We start from the raw sequence: 19,367 nt of genomic DNA on the forward strand, positions 1-19,367 counted from the left end.
CCCCACACTCAACCAACAAACACCGTCCCCCCGAACAGTTCTGAAAGCACACCTCATCGGCCTGCGAATCGCTAGCCCATGCCTTGCATTTTCAGCAGTTTTGGAAAGGTCGGCGCGATGGCCTCAGTCGCTGTTACCCTGCGCCAGCGGACCATAGAGGATCAGCGCGGGCTGGCTGACGGGCGCATCTTTCAGCCTTTCGGCAAGCTCGGCCAGGGTGGTTCTGATCAGCTGCTGATGGGGGTGGCTGACGGCCTCGGCGAACAGGGCCGGGGTGTCGGGCGACAGGCCATGGGCCTGCAAGCCGCGCGCCAGATCGGGAAAACTGCGCTGTCCCATGAACACCACGGTCGTCACCGCCGGATCGGCCAGCGCCGCCCAGTTGATATCCGAAGGCAGTGCCCCCGTCACATCGGCGCCGGTGACGAATTGCAGCCGCCGCGCTGTCAGCCGCCGCGTCAGCGGGATCTGCGCCGCCGCCGCCGCCGCCACGGCCGAGGGCACGCCGGGCACGATCTCGAAGGCGATGCCGGCCTCGCGCAGGGCGATGATTTCCTCTTCCAGCCGGCCGAAGATACCGGCATCCCCTGATTTCAGCCGCACCACGCGCCGGCCCGCCAGCGCATGTTCCACCAGCAGCGCGTTGACATGTTCCTGTTTGGCCGAGGGTCGCCCGGCGCGCTTGCCCACCGGGATCAGTTCGGCATCCGCCCCGGCAATTTCCAGAATCGGCCCCGAGGACAGGTCGTCATACAGCACCACCTCGGCATCGCGCAGCCGGGCGGCCGCGCGGATCGTCAGCAGTTCGGGGTCGCCCGGACCGGACGAGACCAGCGACACGAATCCTTTTGCGCTGTGCTGGGCCATGCCTGCCTTCCCCGTGCTGCCTCTCCTGCCCGGTATCAGCCCCACCCCGCGCATCGCAACCCCGAGATCACCATGCCGGCCAGAAATCCGCCGAAAGACCAGCCAACCATCTGGAAAATCAAAAGACCTGCGCGGATGGGCGAGATGCCGGGGCGGGAATTTTTCCGGCAGCAGATCATCGGCGGCGGGCGCACCAACGGGCGGCGCTTGCACGACCCGCAATTCGCGATAACCTGTAAGTTGTATCCAGCCGGAGGGCCAGACAGATGACGACACTCACCATCAACGGGCAAGAGGTCACGCTGGACCTCGACCCCGAAACCCCGCTGCTTTGGGCATTGCGGGATGAACTGCACCTGACGGGAACGAAATTCGGCTGCGGCGTGGCGCAATGCGGCGCCTGCACGGTGATGCTGGACGGCATGCCGCGCCGCGCCTGTGTCACCCCGATCGGCAGCATCGACGGCTCTGAGGTCACCACCATCGAGGGCATGGAGGGGGCCGAGTTCGACGCCATCCAGACCGCCTGGCGCGCCATCGACGTGCCGCAATGCGGCTGGTGCCAGTCGGGGCAGGTCATGCAGGCCACGGCGCTGTTACAGATGGTTCCCAGCCCGACCGACGACCAGATCAACGACGCGATGGCCGGCAATATCTGCCGCTGCGCCACCTATCACCGCATCCGCGCCGCCATCCATGACGCCGCCAAGACGCTGGAGGGCTGATCCATGAACATCCGCACATCCCGCCGTGCTTTCCTGTCCGGTGGCGCCGGACTGGTTCTGGCGCTGACCCTGCCGGTTCCGGGCGCAAGGGTGCTGGCGCAGGAAGCCGCCGCGCCGGCCGCGCCGGCGCCGATTCCGCCCAATGCCTTCATCCGCATCGCCGCCGATGACACGGTGACGATCATCGTCAAGCATATCGAGTTCGGCCAGGGTCCGCTGACCGGCCTTGCCACGCTGGCGGCCGAGGAACTGGATGCCGACTGGTCGCAGATCCGGGGCGAATTGGCGCCGGCAAACGCCGCCTGGTATGGCAATGCCGTCCTGGGCGGGTTGCAGGGCACCGGCGGCTCGACCGCGCTGCCCAGCAGCTTCATGATCATGCGTCAGGCCGGGGCCTCGGTCCGGGCGATGCTGGTGCAGGCGGCTGCCGCCGAATGGGGCGTGCCGGCCGAGGAAATCACCGTGGCCAAGGGGCGGATCAGCCATGCGGCCTCGGGCAATGAATCGGGCTTCGGCGCCTTTGCCGAGGCAGCGGCGGCGCTGACCCCGCCCGCCGATCCGGTGCTGAAGACGCCCGATCAATGGGTACTGATCGGCACTGATCTGCACAAGCTGGATACCGATCAGAAGACCGACGGCCAGGCGATCTTTACGCTGGACCAGTATCCCGATGGGGTTCAGACCGTGGTGGTCGCCCATCCGCCGGCCTTTGGCGCCACGGTTGCATCCGTCGATGACGGTGCCGCGCTGGCGGTTCCGGGCGTGCTGGCCGTGCGCCAGATTCCGCAGGGCGTCGCGGTCTATGCCAGCAATACCTTTGCCGCGTTGAAGGGCCGGGCTGCGCTGATCGTCGAATGGGACGAAACCAATGCCGAAACCCGCGACGACGCCGCGCTAAGCGCAATGACCGCCGAGGCCGCCCGCAAGGATGGTCTGACCGTCGAGGAAGAAGGCGGCGATCTTGCCGCAGCCTTGGCGGCCGAGGGCGCAACCCTGCACGAGGCAGAGTTCCACTTTCCCTTCCTCGCCCATGCGCCTCTGGAAACGCTGGACGGTCTGCTGACGGCGGGCGGCGGCAAGGCCCATGCCAGCTATGGCAGCCAGTTCCCGACATTCGACCACCAGACCATTGCACAGGTTCTGGGGCTGGAACCGGTCGATGTCACGCTGGATGTCATGCTTGCGGGCGGCTCCTTCGGCCGACGGGCGCAGGCTGATTCCCATCTGGCTGCGGAACTTGCCGAAATCGCCAAGGCCGGCGGTGATGGCACCTACAAGCTGATGTGGACGCGCGAAGACGATCTGAAGGGCGGCTATTACCGCCCGATGAGCGCGCACAGATTCCGCGCCGCGCTGGACGCGGATGGCAAGATAACGGCTTGGGAAAACGTCGTTGCCACGCAATCCCTGCTGGCCGGCACCCCGATGGAGCCCTTCCTGCAAGGCGGGCCGGATGCCACCGCCTTCGAAGGATCGGTGACGCTGCCCTATGATCTGGGCGCGCGGCGTATCGGGTGGGAACAGACGACGACCGGCGTGCCGGTTCTGTGGTGGCGTTCAGTCGGGTCAACCCATACCGCCTTCGCGGTCGAGATCTTTCTGGACGAGTTGCTTGCCGCTGCCGGAAAAGACCCGGTTCAGGGCCGGCTGGACCTGCTGAAGCCCGACGATCCACGCCCGCGCGCCGTGATCGAAAAGGTGGCCCAGATGGCCAATTGGCAGGGACCGCAGGGCGCGGATGGCAAGGCTTACGGCATGGCCTATGCCAAAAGCTTCGGCACCTATGTCGCCCAGATCGTCGAGGTCGAGGATCGCGGCGGTGCCCCCCATGTCACCCGCGTCTGGTGTGCTGTGGATTGTGGCGTGCCGGTCAACCCCAACATCATCAAGGCCCAGATGGAGGGCGGCGTCGGCTTTGGCCTGTGCGCGGCGCTGTTCAACCAGATTACTCTGGGTCAGGGCGGTCGGGTGCAGGAAAGCAATTACGACAGCTATCGCATGTTGCGCATCGGCGAGATGCCGGATGTGCAGGTCGAAATCATCCCCAGCACGGCCGATCCGACCGGCGTAGGCGAACCGGGCGTGCCGCCGATCGGGCCGGCGGTGGCGAATGCCTGGCGGGTTCTGACCGGCCAGCCGGTGCGCAGATTGCCGATGCTTCAGCAAGGGACGGTGTGACCATGACACGATTGAAACTGACGGCCGCCACCGTCTCGGCGCTGGCATTACTGATGACTGCACCCGTTTTCGCACAGGAAGCCGCGACCACGGAACCCGCGCAGACCGGCACCGATGCCGCACCTATGGCCCCGGCCGACGCGGCGCCGGTTACGCCGGCCCCCGAGGCCGCCGCATCGGGCAGCACCATTGCCGGGCAGGCCGAGGGCCAGATGGTTCTGGCCACCGAATTGCAGGCGCCCGAGGCGATCACCGGCGCAGATGACACGGCGCGATCCGTCGCGTTGTTTCAGGAAATGGGCAAGGTCATCACCCATCCGCGCTGCCTGAACTGCCACCCGGTCACGGGCGGCCCGACTCAGGGCGACGACATGCACCCGCACAGCCCGCCAATGGTGCGCGGTGTGGCGGATTTCGGCCCGGACGGCCTGTCCTGCACCACCTGTCACGGTGCCGAGAACGTTGCCTATTCGGTCGAGACGGGGTCGATCCCCGGACATTCGCCCTGGCAACTGGCGCCCGAATCAATGGGCTGGGCCGGGCAGTCTCTGGCCAATATCTGCACCCAGATGAAAGACCCCGAACGCAATGGCGGCCGCGATCTTGAGGCGATATGGGAACATCACGCCAATGACGGTCTGGTGGGCTGGGCCTGGGATCCGGGCCAAGGCCGCACCCCCGCCCCCGGCTCGCAAGAGCTGTTCGGCCAGCTGACCCGCGCCTGGATCGAGACAGGCGCGGCCTGCCCCAGTTAAGGGCTGTGCAGGAACCGAAATGATCGTGGCGGCCCCTCATCGGCCGCCATTTTCATTGCGATTTTGCGATGCGGCCCGCTTTCGGGCCTGCCGATGCGTCAGATATGGCCGATCTCGCGCAGATAGCCGGTCAGCAGCGCGGCATATTCCTGCGGCGCCTCGACACAGGGCAGATGGCCCGCGTCCTCGATGATTTCCAGCCGCGCGCCTTTGATCCGGCCAGCCAGATCCTGCATCGCTTCGGGCGGGGTCGATCCGTCAAGACTGCCGCCGATACACAGGACCGGCCGGTCCAGCGCGGCCAGAGCCTCGCGGAAATCGGCGCCGGCGATGGCCTCGCAACAGGCCAGATAGCCAGCCTGATCCTGCCGTTCCAGCATCAGCCGCCAGGCCTCGCATTCCGGGGTGGCGCGGAAGGAGGGCGAGAACCAGCGTTCCATCGTTGGCGCAGAGATGGCCGCGACACCGCCCTGCCGGATCGCGGCGATGCGGTCGGTCCAGACAGAGCTTTCGCCGATCTTGGCGGCGGTGTTCGACAGGACCAGCCCGCCCAGCTTGTCGCCATGGCGCAGCGCCAGCGACTGCCCGATCAGCCCGCCGATGGACAGACCCACGAATACCGGCCGTTCCAGCCCAAGCGCCGCCATGGTCGCCGCCACGTCATCGGCCAGATCGTCGATGCCGATGGCGCCCGTCGTCTGCGACAGACCGTGCCCGCGCTTGTCGGCGCGAACAAGGCGCAGCCCGGCCGGCAGATGCGGCAGCATCGCATCCCACAGCCTGAAATCGGTGCCAAGCGAATTGGCAAAGACCACGGCCGGCGCATTGCGCGGGCCTTCGTCGGCGATGTGCAGTCGCACATGGCCCAGATCAAGAACGTCTACCATCAGTAAGGCAATCCCACATAGTTTTCGGCAAAGGCCAGTTGCTGCGCCTGATTGTCGCGCAGAAAGGCAATATCGGCCTGCTGCATTTTCAGGTCGAACGGGCTTTGATGCGGATAGCGGTGCAAAAGCCCGCTGAACCACCAGCTGAAGCGTTCGGCCTTCCAGACACGCAGCAGGGCGCGTTCGGAATAGCGGTCAATCCCCTCGGGATCGCGTTCCTCATAGAACTGACGCAGGGCGTGATACAGGTAATGCACGTCGCTTGCGGCCAGATTCAGCCCCTTCGCACCGGTCGGCGGCACGATATGCGCCGCATCGCCGCACAGAAACAGCCGGCCCCACCGCATCGGCTCGGTCACGAAAGACCGCAAGGGGGCGATGGATTTCTCGATACTGGGGCCGGTCACCAGCCGCTCGGCAACATCGGCCGGGATGCGGCGCTTCAACTCGGCCCAGAAGGCCCTGTCGCTCCAGTCATCGGGGTGATCGGACAGGGCGCATTGGATGTAATAGCGCGACAGGTTGTCGTTGCGCATGGAACACAGCGCAAAGCCGCGCTCGGAATTGGCATAGATCAGTTCATCATGAACCGGCGGGGTGCGCGACAGCACGCCCAGCCAGCCGAAGGGATAGGTTTTCTCATACTCGCGCCGGATGCTTAGCGGGATGGTCTGGCGGCTGATACCGTGGAACCCGTCGCAGCCGACCACGAAATCACAGTCGATCCGGTGATCGCGCCCGTCCTGCTGATAGGTCACGAAGGGCTTGTCGTTATCGGCGTCGTGGATGGTGACGTGATCGACCTCGTATTCGGTGCGCAGCATCGCGGCCTCGCGCGCGTCATAAAGGTCGCGCGTCACCTCGGTCTGGCCATAAACGATGACGGGCTTGCCGGTCAGCGCCCGAAAGTCGATGTGGAACATCTGGCCATCGACGGCGATCTGGGTGCCGTCATGGGCATGGCCCTCGGCATGCAGCCGGTTGGCGACGCCCGCCTCTTCCAGCAGATTGACCAGCCCGGTTTCCAGCACGCCGGCACGCACCCGACCCAGCACATAGGCACGCGTCTTGCGTTCAAGCACCACGGCGTCGATGCCCCGGCGGTGCAGCAACTGACCCAGCAGCAACCCGGAAGGCCCGCCGCCGATGATGACGATCTGATGACGCATCGTCCTTTACCCCCTGTTGCGGCAGGTTAGCCAAGCGCCGCGAGGGGGTAAACCGAATAGCGATGGCTTGACCCCGTGGCGGTTGGAACGGCACAACGGGCCAAGTCAAAGAACCGGGGGCGAGATGACGGAACCAGACTTGATGGGCGCGCTGACCGGCGATGCCGAGGTCACCGCGCTGTTCACCGATGCCGCCTGGCTGGACCGGATCACCCGAGTAGAGGCCGCGCTGTCGCTGGCCGCAGGTGATGCGGGTGTGGTGCCTGCCGAACTGGCACGGCAGGCCGCCGATGTCGTGCTGGGCTTTCGTCCCGATATGGCCGGGTTGCGTGACGGGATGGCGCAGGATGGGTTGCCCATCCCCGAATATACCCGCCAGCTGAAGGCTGCGGCCGACCCGGCGCTGCGGCCTGCGCTGCATGTGGGGGCGACCAGTCAGGATATTCTGGATACCGCGCTGATGCTTGCGCTCGCCGGGCTGAATGATCGATTTGATGCGGCTGTAACGGCTCTGGATTCGGCGCTGGCCGATCTGAGCGAACGCCTGGGGCAGCAGCCGCTGATGGGACGAACGCGGATGCAGGCGGCGCTGCCGATCCGTGCCGCCGATCGGTTGGCGGCCTGGCGCGCGCCCCTGCCCCGGCACCGCGAGCGGCTGGCACAGCTGCGCCCCCGGTTGGAACGGGTGCAATATGGCGGCCCGGTTGGCCTGCGCGGCGGCCCCGATGGCCGGGCAGAGGGCGATGCCATTGCCGATGCGCTGGCCGACCGGCTTGGGCTGCACCGCGCGCCGGATCAATGGCACAGCGCGCGCGACGGTATCGCCGAATATGCGGGCTGGCTGTCGTTGGTCACGGGCAGCACCGGCAAGATCGGGCAGGATCTGGCGCTGATGGCGCAGGCAGGCGAGGTGGCGCTGTCGGGCGGCGGCACCAGCTCTGCCATGCCGCACAAGCAGAACCCGGTCGGGGCCGAAACGCTGGTGACCCTGGCGCGCGACAATGCCGGGCAAGTGGCGCTGATGCATCAGGCGATGCTGCATGAACAGGAACGATCCGGCGCGGCCTGGGTGCTGGAATGGCTGGCCCTGCCGCGCATGCTGTCAGCCACGGCGCGCTCGCTTGACCTGTGCCAGCAGCTGATCGTCCGCATTCAACGCATGGGCGAGGCCGGCTGACCCAGCCTAGACCGGCAGGGCCGTCGTGCGAAACACCGTGCGCAGCGCGAATGAGGAATGCATCTGCGCCACCCCCGGCAGCTTGGCCAGATGCTGCCTGTGGATGCGGGCGAAGTCCTCGGTGTCGCTGGCGACGACCTTCAGCAGGTAATCCGCCGCGCCCGACATCAGATGGCATTCCAGCACATCGGGAATTTCGTGAACGGCGCGCTCGAACGCATCCAGCACCTCATCCGCCTGGCCGGACAGGGTAATCTCGACGAAAACCATCGTCGGGCGTCCCACCTGGCGGCGATCCAGCAAGGCGACATAGTCCCGGATGATCCCCGTCTCCTCCAGCCGGCGAACGCGGCGGTGACAGGCGCTGGCGGATAGATTCACCTTGGCCGCCAGATCGGCATTGCTGATTCGTCCATCACGCTGAAGCAGGGACAGGATGCGGCGGTCGATTGCGTCGATTTCGCTCATTCACGCAATTTCTTCGATTTGTGGCGCTTTGGGAAGCAGCTTCTTCGAAACGTTGGCAAATTCGCTATGGGCTTTCGACGGATATTCGACGCGATCCGTGGCAAGATCGGACCAAAACAGCAAACAGAGGAGGTCGCATTGCTGATCGGTTGCCCCAAGGAAATCAAGCCCCAGGAGTTTCGCGTCGGCCTGACCCCGGCAGCCGCAGCCGAGGCCGTGGCCCATGGCCATCAGGTTCTGGTCCAGGCGGGCGCGGGCATCGGCTCGGGCTTTGCCGATGCGGATTACACGGCGGCCGGCGCCCGGATCGCGCCCGATGCAGCCGCTGTCTTTGACGCGGCGCAGATGATCGTGAAGGTCAAGGAACCGCAAGCCGGCGAACGCGCCATGCTGCGCAAGGGTCAGGTGCTGTTCACCTATCTGCATCTTGCACCCGACCCGGACCAGACCCGTGACCTGCTGGCATCAGGCGTCACCGCCATCGCCTATGAAACCGTCACCGACCGCAGCGGCGGGCTGCCCCTGCTGGCGCCAATGTCCGAGGTCGCCGGCAAGCTGGCGCCGCAGATGGGGGCATGGACGCTGCAAAAGGCCAATGGCGGGCGTGGCGTTCTGCTGGGCGGGGTGCCGGGCGTCGGGCCTGCGCGCGTGGTGGTGATCGGCGGCGGCGTCGTTGGCACCCATGCGGCGCGGGTCGCGGCCGGCATGGGCGCGGATGTCGTGGTCATGGACCGGTCCCTGCCCCGGATGCGCTATCTTGACGATGCCTTTGGCGGCACCTTCACCACACAATTCGCCAGCGGTGCGAATATTGCCGAGCAGATCACCCTGGCCGACATGGTCGTCGGCGCGGTACTGATCCCCGGCGCCGCCGCACCCAAGCTGGTGACCCGTGCGCAGCTGTCCACGATGAAGCCCGGCGCGGTGCTGGTCGACGTGGCCATCGACCAGGGCGGTTGCTTCGAGACCAGCCACCCCACCACCCACCAGGACCCGATCTATGAGGTCGACGGGATCATGCATTACTGCGTGGCCAACATGCCCGGCGCGGTGGCGCGCACCTCGACCATCGCGCTTGGCAATGCCACGATGCCCTTCATGCTGGCACTGGCCAACAAGGGCTGGCGGCAGGCGATCATCGACGATCCCCATCTGCGCGCCGGGCTGTCGACGCATGAGGGGCGGCTGACCTCGCCTCCTGTGGGCGAGGCGCTTGGGCTGGAGGCGATCACCCCGGATGCGCTGCTGACCGCCTGATAACGGCAGGCGCCGTTCAGCAGGGCTGGCTTCCCGGCGCGGCGATGGCATGATGGCCGCATCGGTCCTGACGGAGATGCGCATGAAATTCCTGGACAGCTGGCAGCTTTGGGCGCTGCTTTCGGCAGGGTTTGCGGCGATGACCGCGATCTTTGCCAAGATCGGCGTCGAGAACGTCAATTCGGATTTCGCCACCTTCATCCGCACCATCGTCATTCTGGTCGCAGCGGGCGGCATCGTGTTCGCAACCGGCCACTGGCAGGATCCGGCGACGATCTCGGGGCGCAGCTGGACCTTTCTTATCCTGTCAGGGCTGGCGACCGGGCTGTCCTGGATCAGCTATTTCCGCGCGCTGAAGCTGGGTCAGGCGGCGCAGGTCGCACCGATCGACAAGCTGAGCGTGGTTTTCGTGGCCATCATCGCCGTGGCATTTCTGGGCGAGCACCTGTCGGCCGCCGCCTGGCTGGGGGTGGCGCTGATCGCCATCGGCGCGATCATCGTCGCGCTGAACTGAGGGCCAGGGCCGCACGCCTGACAGGCAACAGAAAAGGGCGCGCCCGGCGGCACGCCCTTCGGTCTTTTTCGGATCGGCGGATCAGGCGGCGCGGGTGGCCAGCAGGTCGCGGATCTGGGCCAGCAGCTCTTCCTGGGTCGGGCCGGCGGGGGCCTCTTCCACGGCTTCCTTCTTGGCGGTGGTGGCATCCTTGATGCGGTTCACACCCTTGACCAGCAGGAACACCACGAAGGCGATGATCAGGAAGTTGATCACCGCCGACAGGAAGGCGCCATAGGCAAAGACGTTCGCACCGGCATCACGGGCCGCTTGCAGGCCGGCACCTTCTGGGGCGGTGCCCGACAGGACGACATATTTGCTGCTGAAGTCGGTGCCGCCGGTGATGATGCCGATGATCGGGTTGATCAGGTCACCGACCAGCGAGGTCACGATGGCGGTAAAGGCCGCACCGATGATGATACCGACCGCCATGTCCATGACATTGCCGCGGGCGATGAAGTCCTTGAATTCTTGAATCACGTCTATACCTCGCTAAACTGTCCGCGCTTTCTGCGCGCTAACGGGGCTTTTACCACACCCATATGGCCCAGAACAAATATTTAGGTGAAGATGTGACGCAACTGGCAGATTTCCCGATCACCCGCCGCTGGCCCCCGCGCCGCGAGAATGTCATACAGCTGTATTCCCTTGGCACGCCCAACGGGGTCAAGGTCTCGATCATGCTGGAGGAGTTGGGCGTCGACTATGACGTGCATCGCATCAGCATCGGCGATCCCGAGGATCAGCTGACCCCGGAATATCTGAGCCTGAACCCCAACAACAAGATCCCGGCCATGATCGACCCGGACGGGCCGGGCGGCGAGCCGATGGGCCTGTGGGAAAGCGGCGCGATCCTGACCTATCTGGGCGACAAATACGATCGCTTCCTGCCGCAATCGGGCGCGGCACGCTGGCACACGCTGCAATGGCTGTTCTGGCAGATGGGCGGCGTAGGGCCGATGTTCGGGCAGGTCGGCTTTTTCCACCGATACAAGGGCAAGGAAATCGAGGATCCGCGCCCGCGCCAGCGGTATTACAACGAGGCCCGGCGCCTGTTGGGTGTGCTGGACCGGCAGTTGCAGGGGCGTGACTGGATTACAGGCGACTATTCCATCGCCGACATCGCCACGGGGCCATGGGTCCGCACGATCAGCCGGTTCTATGAGGCCGAGGCGCAGGTCGGGTTGGCGGATTTTACGGCGGTGAATGCCTGGCTGGACCGGTTCGAGGCGCGCCCGGCGGTAGAGCGCGGCTGGCAGCAGCCAAGAAACCCGGAATAGGTGGCGGGGGGGGGGGGGGGGGGGGGGGGGGGGGGGGGGGGGGGGGGGGGGGGGGGGGGGGGGGGGGGGGGGGGGGGGGGGGGGGGGGGGGGGGGGGGGGGGGGGGGGGGGGGGGGGGGGGGGGGGGCGGGGGGGGGGGGGGGGGGGGGGGGGGGGGGTGGGGNCAGCCGGTTCTATGAGGCCGAGGCGCAGGTCGGGTTGGCGGATTTTACGGCGGTGAATGCCTGGCTGGACCGGTTCGAGGCGCGCCCGGCGGTAGAGCGCGGCTGGCAGCAGCCAAGAAACCCGGAATAGGTGGCGGGGGCGGGGGCTTCGCGCCCCCGCACCCCCGCGGGATATTTATGCACGGCTGATGAGCCTAGTCGTTTTGGCCAAGCCGGGGCGAGGCGCGATCCAAGGCGAGTTCGGCATCTGAGAAGGTGATCGGCAGTCGGACGCCGGGGATGCCCTCGGGGTCGATCTGCATCTTGCGGGCGATGATTTGCGGATCGGCAAAGACATCGGCCATATCGTTGATCGGGCCGGCGGGGACGCCCTTTTTTTCCAGCGCCGTCAGCAGGTCGTCACGTTTCCAGGTCTTTGTCACGGTCGACAATTGTGCCGTCAGCGCATCGCGGTTGGTGATGCGGTCGGCATTGGTGGCGTAATCGGGCGCGGTGCCAAGCGCGGGCAGGCCGAGCGTGTCGCAGAGCCGGCGATATTGCGCATCATTGCCGGTGGCGATGATGATCCAGCCATCGGCGCAGTCGAAGACCGCATAGGGCACCAGGTTCGGATGCGCATTCCCCAGCCGTTGCGGCGCGGTGCCAGTGGCCAGGTAGTTCATCGCCTGATTGGCCATGATCGCGGTCGCAACGTCGAACAGCGCCATGTCGATATGTTGGCCGCGCCCGGTCGTCTGGCGCTGTTGCAGCGCCGCAAGGATGCCGACCGCCGAATAGATGCCGGTGAAGATGTCGGTGACGGCGACGCCGACTTTCTGCGGCTGGTCGTCGGGGCTGCCGGTCACGCTCATCAACCCTGACATGCCCTGGATGATATAGTCATAGCCGGCACGATGGGCATAGGGGCCGGTCTGGCCGAAGCCGGTGACGCTGCAATAGATCAGGCGCGGGTTCACCGCCTTGAGGCTGTCGAAATCCAGCCCGTATCTGGCCAGCCCGCCGACCTTGAAGTTCTCGATCAGCACATCGGCATCGGCGATCAGGTCGCGGACCTTTTGCTGCCCTTCGGGCGTACGGAAATCGGCGGTGACGGATGATTTTCCCCGATTGGTGGCATGGAAATAGGCCGCGCTGCGGTCGTCGTCGCGCTGGATGAAGGGCGGGCCCCAACGGCGGGTGTCATCGCCTTCGGGGGCCTCGACCTTGATGACCGTGGCGCCCAGATCGGCAAGGATCTGGCCAGCCCAGGGGCCAGCCAGAATTCGCGCCAGTTCGACGACCTTCAGCCCGGCCAGAGGCGTCATTGCGCCTCGGCCAGCTTGGCGTCGATGATCTTCTTCATGTCGTCCCAGGGCTGGTTCTGCACCTTGTCGCCACCGATCATGAAGGTCGGCGTCGCCTCGATGCCGTCGGCGGTGGCGTTCTGCTGGAAGGTGGCGACCAGCTGTTCGACCTTGGCGGTGTCGTTCCAGCAGGCGGTCATCTGATCCTCGGTCATGCCGGCCTTCAGCCCGATCTTGCGCAGATTGGCCGCGATTTCATCGCCCGAGCTGCCTGCCAGCCATTTCTTCTGTTCGTCAAACAGCATGTCCGAGACGGCATAGTATTTGTCGTCGCCACCGCAACGGGCCAGGATGCCGGCCCACAGGCCGACCGCGTCGAAATAGACATCGCGCTGGATGAAGCGCACCTTGCCGGTATCGACATATTCGGCCTTCAGCTTGGGCCAGTTCTGTTCGTAGAAATTGGCGCAATGCCCGCAGGTGAAGCTGGCATATTCATAGATGGTCAGCGGCGCGTCCTCGGCGCCCATCGGAATGTCGGCCAGGATTTCGGTTGCTGCGGGTTCCGCAGGGGTTTCGGCCGGGGTTTCGGCGGCAGTCTGTGCAAGCACGGGCGTTGCCATCAGCAGGGCAAGCGCGGTCAGAGTGGTGCGGAGGGTCATGGAAAATCCTTTCAGCGTTTCCGTGTCTGTCTGTCGGTGTGGTTCAGGACAAGCTGGCGCATCGCGGCGGCCAGCGTGGGATCGTCAAAGCGGTCGGCAACCTGACCCGCCTGTGCCAGGTCGGCAGGGCCGGGCGCGGGGCGGATCGCAGATTTGTGGGCAAAGCTGGCCTGGCCTTCCGCAAAGCCCTCGGGTGCGGTCTGGGTCAGCAGGATGCGCTGGATGGCGTTATAGCCATAGCAGGCATTCACCTTGTCGCGCAGCTGCGGCAGCTGCATTTCCACCATCGGCGCGACCGGGCCGGTGGTCAGCAAAGTCAGCGTGGCGCCAAAACCGCCGCGCGAATGGCTGATCTTGACCGGGCGCGTCATCGCGGCCAGCGGCTCGCCCGCGATTTCGGGCCAATGGGTCAGCAGGCGCGATACGGCAAAGCCCCGGCCTTCGGACACCTGCTGGACCGGCGTGGCGACCAGCTTGGCCGCAACCTCGAACCCGCGCTTGCGGCGGGGACGGTGCTGGTTCGCGCTGTCTTTGGTCTGGGCCATCGGCGTCCGATTGGTTATCACGACCCCATGCTTAATGACGCCGGGGCGCGGATGAAAGCGGAACGCACTGAAACAAGTCTGAATTATGCGTGACGAGCAGGTGATCGCGCCCTTGCTGCTGGACTGGTATGACCGGCATGCGCGGGTCTTGCCCTGGCGCGTGCCGCCCGGCGGCGCTGCGCCCGACCCCTATCGCGTGTGGCTGTCCGAGATCATGCTGCAACAGACCACGGTGGCAGCGGTCAGAGAGTATTTCCTGCGCTTCATCGCATTCTGGCCGACGGTTCAGGCGCTGGCGGCAGCCGATGATGCGCAGGTGATGGGCGAATGGGCGGGGCTGGGCTATTACGCAAGGGCGCGCAACCTGCTGGCCTGCGCGCGCGTGGTGGCGCGGGCGGGCAGCTTTCCCAAGACCCGCGCCGGGTTGCAGGAATTGCCCGGCATTGGCCCCTATACCGCCGCAGCCATCGCCGCCATCGCCTATGACCAGCCCGAAACCGTGGTGGACGGCAATGTCGAGCGGGTCGTTGCCAGGCTGTTCGCCGTGACCCAGCCCATGCCCGCATCCAAACCGCATCTGCGGAACCTGGCGGCGACCCTGACGCCGCAGACCCGACCCGGCGACTTCGCGCAGGCGATGATGGATCTGGGCGCGACGATCTGCACCCCGCGCAGCCCGGCCTGCGGCATCTGCCCACTGATTGACGATTGCGACGCCCGCGCCCAAGGCATCGCCGCAGATCTGCCCCGCCGCGCGCCCAAGCCGGAAAAGCCCACGCGAACCGGCATTGCATGGGTCGGCTTCGACGGCGCCGCCGTGCTGGTCGAAAGGCGCCCGGACAAGGGGCTGCTGGGTGGAACGCTGGCCTTTCCCTCGACCGGTTGGGATGGCAGCGACCTGCCCCCTCCAGCAGCCGCCGATTGGCGACAGCTGGGCGAGGTGCGCCATGTCTTTACCCATTTCAATCTGATCCTGACGGTGATGGCCGCCCCGATCGCGGGCCAGCCCCACCGCGGCAATCCGCTGCCGCTGCACGATCTGCGCCGGTCCGACCTGCCGGGGCTGATGCGCAAGGTCTGGGATATGGCGCGCGACGAGGCCGAGCGATAGGATGTGGCCATGACGACCAAACCCACCCGCAATGGCCTGCCCGCCGCCCTGCCCTTCTGGATGTCGCTTGGGCTTTTGCCACTGGCCATGCTGGCGGTCATCTGGGGTGGGTGGTGGTGGATCCTGCTGCCCGTCTATGCCTGGTATCTGACCACCGGGCTTGACGCCATTCTGGGAACCGAGGACCGCAATCCCGATACCGAAACACCCGATGACGCATTGTTCTGGCATCGCGCCGTCACCCTGATCTGGCCCCCGCTGCAACTGGCGGTGATCTTTGGTGCGATCTGGTATGTGACCAAGGTTGATGCTGGCCGCTCGGGCTGGGCGCTGGCTGGGCTGTTCTTTGGCGTCGGGGTCATGTCGGGCACGATCGGCATGGTCTATGCCCACGAGTTGCTGCATCAGCGCAACCGGTCCGAGCGGTGGCTGGGTGATCTGCTGCTGGCTTCTGTGCTGTATTCGCATTTCCGTACCGAACATCTTCTGGTGCATCACGCCTGGGTCTCGACCCCGCGCGATGCGGTTTCGGCACGCTATAACGAAGGCTTCCACCGCTTTTTCTGGCGGGTGTTACGCGACGGGCCGGGCAGCGCATGGCGGGCCGAGCGCAACCTGCTGGCGCGGGGCAAACGCCCCGTGACCGACCGGCAGAACCCGTTCTGGCGCTATGGCGTGCTGCAAGGGGCGATGCTGCTGCTGGCGCTGTGGCTGGGCGGTTGGCTGGGGCTGGCGCTGTTCATCTGGCAGGCGTTCATCGCCATCTGGCAGCTGGAGTTGACAAACTATGTCGAGCATTACGGCCTGACGCGCAAATATCTGGGCGAAGGCCGCTATGAACATGTCAAGCCGCGCCATTCCTGGAACGCGGCGCATAAGGCGACGAACTGGCTGCTGATCAACCTGCAACGCCATTCCGATCACCATTACAAGCCCGACCGCCGCTATCCGCTGTTGCAGACCTATAGCGAGGACGAGGCGCCGCAGCTGCCCCTCGGTTATCCGGCGATGACCTTTCTGGCGATGGTGCCCCCGCTGTGGCGGCGGCGCATGAACCCCCGCGTTCGCGCCTGGCGTCGGCAATTCTATCCCGAAATCGAGGATTGGGGCCCCTATAACCGGGGCGATCTGCCCATGCCCCGCAACGCGCTATAGGGTTGCGGGCTGCGGGTCGAAGCCGGCAACGATCCGGTCCAGCAGCAGCCCGCCATATTCGACATTGCCATGGGCGAAATCGCTTGCCGGATGCACGGCGATCCCGTCGGCGGACAGCCGGGCCGAGCCGCGCATCAGATGCGGGGCGGTAAAGGCATCGTCCTGCACGGCGGCCTCGGGCCAGAAGGGCAGCGCAGCCTGATCGCCCAGAACCGCATGCGCGGCCCGCATCAGCAAGCGGCGGCAATGCCCGGCATCGCCTCGCGCCGCCATCATCAGATAATCGCCATAACCATCCGGATCGAGGTTGCATTCGCCCGAGGGCAAAGGTTCCGGCATCAGCAGCATCGGCTTGCCCAGGGGTTGCAGCACCCGCATCAGCCGCACCGAAAATCCGCGACGCACCCGCACCTGCAATGCCAGATCCAGCAGTTGCCGACCGATCAGCTGACCATCCTGATCCCCGGCGATGACCGAGGGAAAATCGACACAGCGATGGCTGTCGAACATGCCGGCCATATTCGGCCAGCCAAAACCTCCGACCAGCGCGATCCGGTCATAGGGTGCCAGATCCAGTTGTTTGACCCGGTTGAACTTCTGCATCTCTTCGGTGGTCCGGGCATCGGTCGGATGCAGCACCGTGCCGCGCAGTTCGAATTTGATGATATTGCCGCCTCGCACCGCCAGAAAGTCGATCTGGCAATCCGGCCAGCGATCCGGTTCGACGGTATAAGCCATGCGCGGGGCGGCCGCATGCGAATTGCCAATCACCAGCAGCCTCAGCGGCGCCGAGCGCGCTTGTGCCATGCTCATTCGCCGAATGCCTCCAGCAGGGCCTCTTCACAGATCAGTTCATCCGGGTCGTCCAAGGCAGCCGCCTGTGCCGCCCCCTGCGCCTTCAGCCCGTGGGCGGCAAGAAACAGCCCCATGACCGTGGCCACGCCCGTTGGTGTCACCTGCCGCAGCCCCGGTTCGAAAAAGCTGCCACGGGCGGCGGGGTTGGTGACGATTTCATATGAGGGGAAATAATCTACATCCGCATGCGCATCGGCAAAATCGCCGGCAGCGGCCCGCAGCGTCGCCTTGGACCATTGTGTCGCCGGCAGAACATGCCCGCCGGTCGCGGTGGCGGCCAAAGGCACGGGCGAGACGGTCAGCAACAGCCGCATATCGGGATTGAAGCGATGCAGCGCCGCCCGCATCGCGACCAGATCCGCCGCGACATCGGGATAGCGGAAATTCACGAATTCATGCCGCGCCGGGTCGAACTGACCCGCGATCACCCCCGGACAGCTGGGATAGACCCGCCCCGTCGCCCGGCAGCGCCAGGTTTCGGTCAGGCCAAGTGTGAACACGAATATATCTGCCTGCCGCAACATTGGCGCCAGATTTTGCAGATGGCGCTGGCGGATGGCCAGAACCTCGGCCGGGCTGTCCAGACCCTCGGGATCAAGCCCCGGACGCAGGCCATCGCGATAGCGGCCATCGGCGGCCATCCAGACATGGTCAGGATCTGCCCGGCCCTGCTGCACCTCGTCCAGCAGCTGCACCATCTGCCGCGCCGTATAGATATTGCCATAGCGACCGGAATACAGGTCAAACCCGTGCTGTCGCGCCATCTGAGGGGGCAGCCCGCGCGGCGCCGGCTCGGCATCCAGCACCCGCAGCCCGGCCCGGCGCAATGCCTGACCCAGATGCTGTGCAAAGCAGCTGCCGGCCGTGGCGATCGCGGCATCGGCCGGCAAGGGGAATTTCGGGCGATAGATGCCCGCCACATTCGCCGCCGGGGTTTCGGCCACCGAAGGCCGCCAGAAGGCCGTTGCCGGCAGGTCTGAATAGGGATGTGTCATAAGGCCGAGATAGACATATCCGCCCGGCAAGAAAAAGGCCCCTGCCGCGACAAGCGAGGCAGGGGCAAGGTCGTTCCTGCCCTGCGGCTTGGCGGGCGGAACGCTGGCGAAACGTGTGGATCGGGTCAGTGGCGGCGGGTCTCGTCGCCTTCCATCTCGGCGCGGATCTGCTGGCGCAGCAGGTCGATGGGGACCATCTTGCCCTCGCGCTTGAAGTGCCAATAGGTCCAGCCGTTGCAGGACGGCGCGCCTTCCAGCGCGGCACCGACCTGATGGATGCTGCCCTTGACGTCATTGCCGATCAGGCTGCCATCGGCGCGGACCTTGGCCTTGTGGCGGTTGCCGATGGAAAACAGTTCCTCGCCCGGACGCAGCATGCCGCGCTCGATCACCTGGCCAAAGGGCACGCGCGGTTCGGCGCGCTTGGGCTTGATCGTGGCAATGGCTTCGCTGTCGAATTTGCGGATGCGGGACAGGCGCTTCTGGGCGACCTCGCGATAGGCCTCCTCGCGCTCGATCCCGATGAAGTCGCGGCCCAGCATCTTGGCCACCGCGCCGGTCGTGCCGGTGCCGAAGAACGGGTCCAGCACCACATCGCCGGGATTGGTCGTGCCGACCAGCACGCGATGCAGCAGCGCCTCGGGCTTCTGGGTCGGATGGGCCTTGTCGCCCTGCGCATCCTTCAGCCGTTCGCCGCCATTGCAGATCGGGATCACCCAATCGGATCGCATCTGCACGCCTTCGTTCAGCGATTTCAGCGCCTCGTAATTGAAGGTGTATTTGCTGTCCTCGGACTTGCTGGCCCAGATCATCGTCTCATGCGCGTTGGTCAGGCGCTTGCCCCGGAAATTCGGCATCGGGTTCGACTTGCGCCAGATCACGTCATTCATGATCCAGAAACCCTGGTTCTGAAGCTCGGCGCCCACGCGGAAAATGTTGTGATAGCTGCCGATCACCCAGATCGCGCCATTGGGCTTAAGCAGCCGGCGCGCGGCGGCCAGCCAGTCGCGGCTGAATTGGTCATAGGCGGCGAAATTGGAAAACTGGTCCCAATGATCATCGACAGCATCGACCTTGGAATTGTCGGGCCGATGCAGATCGCCTTTAAGTTGCAAATTATAGGGCGGGTCCGCAAAGATCAGGTCAACGCTGCCCTCGGGCAGCGAATTCATGATCTCGATGCAGTCACCCGCAAGAATCTGGTTCAGCGGAAGCGGTCGCGCGGAGGCCGCGCGTTTGTCTTTGGTCGTCGTCATCACTCTGCCCTTGCCTGCCGACTTT

General features: G+C 65.6%; 20 protein-coding genes. 9 read left to right on the forward strand and 11 right to left on the reverse strand.

The features are described 5' to 3' along the window. Positions 1 to 123: 123 nt before the first annotated feature. Positions 124 to 867, reverse strand: a complete 744-nt coding sequence (cobA, locus tag FNJ84_RS01800; RefSeq protein WP_143791194.1) for a uroporphyrinogen-III C-methyltransferase — start codon at positions 865 to 867, stop codon at positions 124 to 126. Between the two features lie 266 nt (positions 868 to 1,133). On the opposite strand from cobA, the gene FNJ84_RS01805 reads away from it, so the two are divergent. The 3 genes from FNJ84_RS01805 (at position 1,134) to FNJ84_RS01815 (ending at position 4,525) form a co-directional block, all read left to right on the forward strand. Next, a complete protein-coding gene (locus tag FNJ84_RS01805; RefSeq protein ID WP_143791195.1) occupies positions 1,134 to 1,592 on the forward strand; it encodes a (2Fe-2S)-binding protein in 459 nt (152 codons plus the stop codon). A gap of 3 nt (positions 1,593 to 1,595) precedes the next feature. Beyond that, a complete protein-coding gene (locus tag FNJ84_RS01810; RefSeq protein ID WP_143791196.1) occupies positions 1,596 to 3,770 on the forward strand; it encodes a xanthine dehydrogenase family protein molybdopterin-binding subunit in 2,175 nt (724 codons plus the stop codon). A 212-nt stretch (positions 3,771 to 3,982) separates the two neighbouring features. Beyond that, the gene (locus FNJ84_RS01815; protein WP_143791481.1) at positions 3,983 to 4,525 is read left to right on the forward strand and encodes an Isoquinoline 1-oxidoreductase subunit; all 543 of its coding nucleotides are present in this window, start codon (positions 3,983 to 3,985) and stop codon (positions 4,523 to 4,525) included. Positions 4,526 to 4,623: 98 nt separating this feature from the next. Here the strand turns inward: FNJ84_RS01815 and pcaD are convergent, their stop codons facing one another. Continuing rightward, the gene (pcaD, locus tag FNJ84_RS01820) at positions 4,624 to 5,412 is read right to left on the reverse strand and encodes a 3-oxoadipate enol-lactonase (RefSeq protein ID WP_143791197.1); all 789 of its coding nucleotides are present in this window, start codon (positions 5,410 to 5,412) and stop codon (positions 4,624 to 4,626) included. Beyond that, a complete protein-coding gene (gene pobA / locus FNJ84_RS01825; protein WP_143791198.1) occupies positions 5,412 to 6,581 on the reverse strand; it encodes a 4-hydroxybenzoate 3-monooxygenase in 1,170 nt (389 codons plus the stop codon). Before pobA ends, pcaD begins: the two co-directional genes overlap by 1 nt. Before the next feature lie 124 nt (positions 6,582 to 6,705). On the opposite strand from pobA, the gene FNJ84_RS01830 reads away from it, so the two are divergent. Then, positions 6,706 to 7,758: a 3-carboxy-cis,cis-muconate cycloisomerase gene (locus FNJ84_RS01830; RefSeq protein WP_143791199.1), complete on the forward strand. Its 1,053-nt coding sequence runs from the start codon at positions 6,706 to 6,708 to the stop codon at positions 7,756 to 7,758. A gap of 6 nt (positions 7,759 to 7,764) precedes the next feature. Here FNJ84_RS01830 and FNJ84_RS01835 read toward each other — a convergent pair whose 3' ends face one another. Then, positions 7,765 to 8,226: an Lrp/AsnC family transcriptional regulator gene (locus tag FNJ84_RS01835; protein ID WP_143791200.1), complete on the reverse strand. Its 462-nt coding sequence runs from the start codon at positions 8,224 to 8,226 to the stop codon at positions 7,765 to 7,767. Positions 8,227 to 8,364: 138 nt separating this feature from the next. Between FNJ84_RS01835 and ald the strand changes: the two genes are divergently transcribed. After that, entirely contained in the window at positions 8,365 to 9,483 is a 1,119-nt protein-coding gene (ald, locus tag FNJ84_RS01840; protein ID WP_143791201.1) for an alanine dehydrogenase, read from the forward strand. Between the two features lie 82 nt (positions 9,484 to 9,565). Next, on the forward strand, positions 9,566 to 9,997 hold the full coding sequence (locus tag FNJ84_RS01845) for an EamA family transporter (RefSeq protein ID WP_185968388.1): 432 nt from the start codon (positions 9,566 to 9,568) through the stop codon (positions 9,995 to 9,997). A gap of 81 nt (positions 9,998 to 10,078) precedes the next feature. Here FNJ84_RS01845 and mscL read toward each other — a convergent pair whose 3' ends face one another. Beyond that, positions 10,079 to 10,516: a large conductance mechanosensitive channel protein MscL gene (gene mscL, locus FNJ84_RS01850; protein ID WP_143791202.1), complete on the reverse strand. Its 438-nt coding sequence runs from the start codon at positions 10,514 to 10,516 to the stop codon at positions 10,079 to 10,081. Between the two features lie 92 nt (positions 10,517 to 10,608). On the opposite strand from mscL, the gene FNJ84_RS01855 reads away from it, so the two are divergent. Then, the gene (locus tag FNJ84_RS01855) at positions 10,609 to 11,316 is read left to right on the forward strand and encodes a glutathione S-transferase N-terminal domain-containing protein (protein ID WP_143791483.1); all 708 of its coding nucleotides are present in this window, start codon (positions 10,609 to 10,611) and stop codon (positions 11,314 to 11,316) included. A 358-nt stretch (positions 11,317 to 11,674) separates the two neighbouring features. Here FNJ84_RS01855 and FNJ84_RS01865 read toward each other — a convergent pair whose 3' ends face one another. The 3 genes from FNJ84_RS01865 to FNJ84_RS01875 are packed head-to-tail and all read right to left on the reverse strand — an operon-like array spanning position 11,675 to position 13,970. Beyond that, the gene (locus FNJ84_RS01865) at positions 11,675 to 12,784 is read right to left on the reverse strand and encodes a CaiB/BaiF CoA-transferase family protein (protein WP_143791203.1); all 1,110 of its coding nucleotides are present in this window, start codon (positions 12,782 to 12,784) and stop codon (positions 11,675 to 11,677) included. Next, the gene (locus tag FNJ84_RS01870; protein ID WP_143791204.1) at positions 12,781 to 13,425 is read right to left on the reverse strand and encodes a DsbA family protein; all 645 of its coding nucleotides are present in this window, start codon (positions 13,423 to 13,425) and stop codon (positions 12,781 to 12,783) included. Before FNJ84_RS01870 ends, FNJ84_RS01865 begins: the two co-directional genes overlap by 4 nt. A gap of 11 nt (positions 13,426 to 13,436) precedes the next feature. Continuing rightward, complete coding sequence (locus tag FNJ84_RS01875; protein WP_143791205.1) at positions 13,437 to 13,970, reverse strand: DUF721 domain-containing protein; 534 nt, start codon at positions 13,968 to 13,970, stop codon at positions 13,437 to 13,439. Between the two features lie 85 nt (positions 13,971 to 14,055). On the opposite strand from FNJ84_RS01875, the gene mutY reads away from it, so the two are divergent. Next, positions 14,056 to 15,081 (forward strand): A/G-specific adenine glycosylase, encoded by a 1,026-nt coding sequence (mutY, locus tag FNJ84_RS01880; RefSeq protein ID WP_143791206.1) that lies wholly within the window; start codon positions 14,056 to 14,058, stop codon positions 15,079 to 15,081. Between the two features lie 9 nt (positions 15,082 to 15,090). Next, positions 15,091 to 16,236 carry an alkane 1-monooxygenase gene (locus FNJ84_RS01885; protein ID WP_143791207.1) on the forward strand — a complete coding sequence of 382 codons (1,146 nt, stop codon included), beginning with the start codon at positions 15,091 to 15,093 and terminating at the stop codon, positions 16,234 to 16,236. On the opposite strand, the gene FNJ84_RS01890 is transcribed toward FNJ84_RS01885, so the two are convergent. From FNJ84_RS01890 to FNJ84_RS01900, 3 genes are all read right to left on the reverse strand, one after another. Continuing rightward, on the reverse strand, positions 16,231 to 17,049 hold the full coding sequence (locus FNJ84_RS01890) for a hypothetical protein (protein ID WP_143791208.1): 819 nt from the start codon (positions 17,047 to 17,049) through the stop codon (positions 16,231 to 16,233). The genes FNJ84_RS01885 and FNJ84_RS01890 overlap by 6 nt on opposite strands. Continuing rightward, positions 17,046 to 18,086: a GSCFA domain-containing protein gene (locus FNJ84_RS01895; protein ID WP_143791209.1), complete on the reverse strand. Its 1,041-nt coding sequence runs from the start codon at positions 18,084 to 18,086 to the stop codon at positions 17,046 to 17,048. Before FNJ84_RS01895 ends, FNJ84_RS01890 begins: the two co-directional genes overlap by 4 nt. A 125-nt stretch (positions 18,087 to 18,211) precedes the next feature. Then, positions 18,212 to 19,342 carry a site-specific DNA-methyltransferase gene (locus FNJ84_RS01900; protein WP_143791210.1) on the reverse strand — a complete coding sequence of 377 codons (1,131 nt, stop codon included), beginning with the start codon at positions 19,340 to 19,342 and terminating at the stop codon, positions 18,212 to 18,214. Between the last annotated feature and the right edge of the window lie 25 nt (positions 19,343 to 19,367).

The sequence above is a fragment of the Paracoccus sp. M683 genome, assembly GCF_007096355.1.
Taxonomy (GTDB): Bacteria; Pseudomonadota; Alphaproteobacteria; order Rhodobacterales; family Rhodobacteraceae; genus Paracoccus.

Excerpts from the sequence above, each read along its gene's own strand:
- cobA (WP_143791194.1), bottom strand. The coding sequence starts at position 867 with ATGGCCCAGCACAGCGCAAAAGGATTCGTGTCGCTGGTCTCGTCCGGT.
- FNJ84_RS01805 (WP_143791195.1), top strand. The coding sequence starts at position 1,134 with ATGACGACACTCACCATCAACGGGCAAGAGGTCACGCTGGACCTCGAC.
- FNJ84_RS01810 (WP_143791196.1), top strand. The coding sequence starts at position 1,596 with ATGAACATCCGCACATCCCGCCGTGCTTTCCTGTCCGGTGGCGCCGGA.
- FNJ84_RS01815 (WP_143791481.1), top strand. The coding sequence starts at position 3,983 with ATGGTTCTGGCCACCGAATTGCAGGCGCCCGAGGCGATCACCGGCGCA.
- pcaD (WP_143791197.1), bottom strand. The coding sequence starts at position 5,412 with ATGGTAGACGTTCTTGATCTGGGCCATGTGCGACTGCACATCGCCGAC.
- pobA (WP_143791198.1), bottom strand. The coding sequence starts at position 6,581 with ATGCGTCATCAGATCGTCATCATCGGCGGCGGGCCTTCCGGGTTGCTG.
- FNJ84_RS01830 (WP_143791199.1), top strand. The coding sequence starts at position 6,706 with ATGACGGAACCAGACTTGATGGGCGCGCTGACCGGCGATGCCGAGGTC.
- FNJ84_RS01835 (WP_143791200.1), bottom strand. The coding sequence starts at position 8,226 with ATGAGCGAAATCGACGCAATCGACCGCCGCATCCTGTCCCTGCTTCAG.
- FNJ84_RS01845 (WP_185968388.1), top strand. The coding sequence starts at position 9,566 with ATGAAATTCCTGGACAGCTGGCAGCTTTGGGCGCTGCTTTCGGCAGGG.
- FNJ84_RS01865 (WP_143791203.1), bottom strand. The coding sequence starts at position 12,784 with ATGACGCCTCTGGCCGGGCTGAAGGTCGTCGAACTGGCGCGAATTCTG.
- FNJ84_RS01870 (WP_143791204.1), bottom strand. The coding sequence starts at position 13,425 with ATGACCCTCCGCACCACTCTGACCGCGCTTGCCCTGCTGATGGCAACG.
- FNJ84_RS01875 (WP_143791205.1), bottom strand. The coding sequence starts at position 13,970 with ATGGCCCAGACCAAAGACAGCGCGAACCAGCACCGTCCCCGCCGCAAG.
- mutY (WP_143791206.1), top strand. The coding sequence starts at position 14,056 with ATGCGTGACGAGCAGGTGATCGCGCCCTTGCTGCTGGACTGGTATGAC.
- FNJ84_RS01885 (WP_143791207.1), top strand. The coding sequence starts at position 15,091 with ATGACGACCAAACCCACCCGCAATGGCCTGCCCGCCGCCCTGCCCTTC.
- FNJ84_RS01890 (WP_143791208.1), bottom strand. The coding sequence starts at position 17,049 with ATGAGCATGGCACAAGCGCGCTCGGCGCCGCTGAGGCTGCTGGTGATT.
- FNJ84_RS01895 (WP_143791209.1), bottom strand. The coding sequence starts at position 18,086 with ATGACACATCCCTATTCAGACCTGCCGGCAACGGCCTTCTGGCGGCCT.
- FNJ84_RS01900 (WP_143791210.1), bottom strand. The coding sequence starts at position 19,342 with ATGACGACGACCAAAGACAAACGCGCGGCCTCCGCGCGACCGCTTCCG.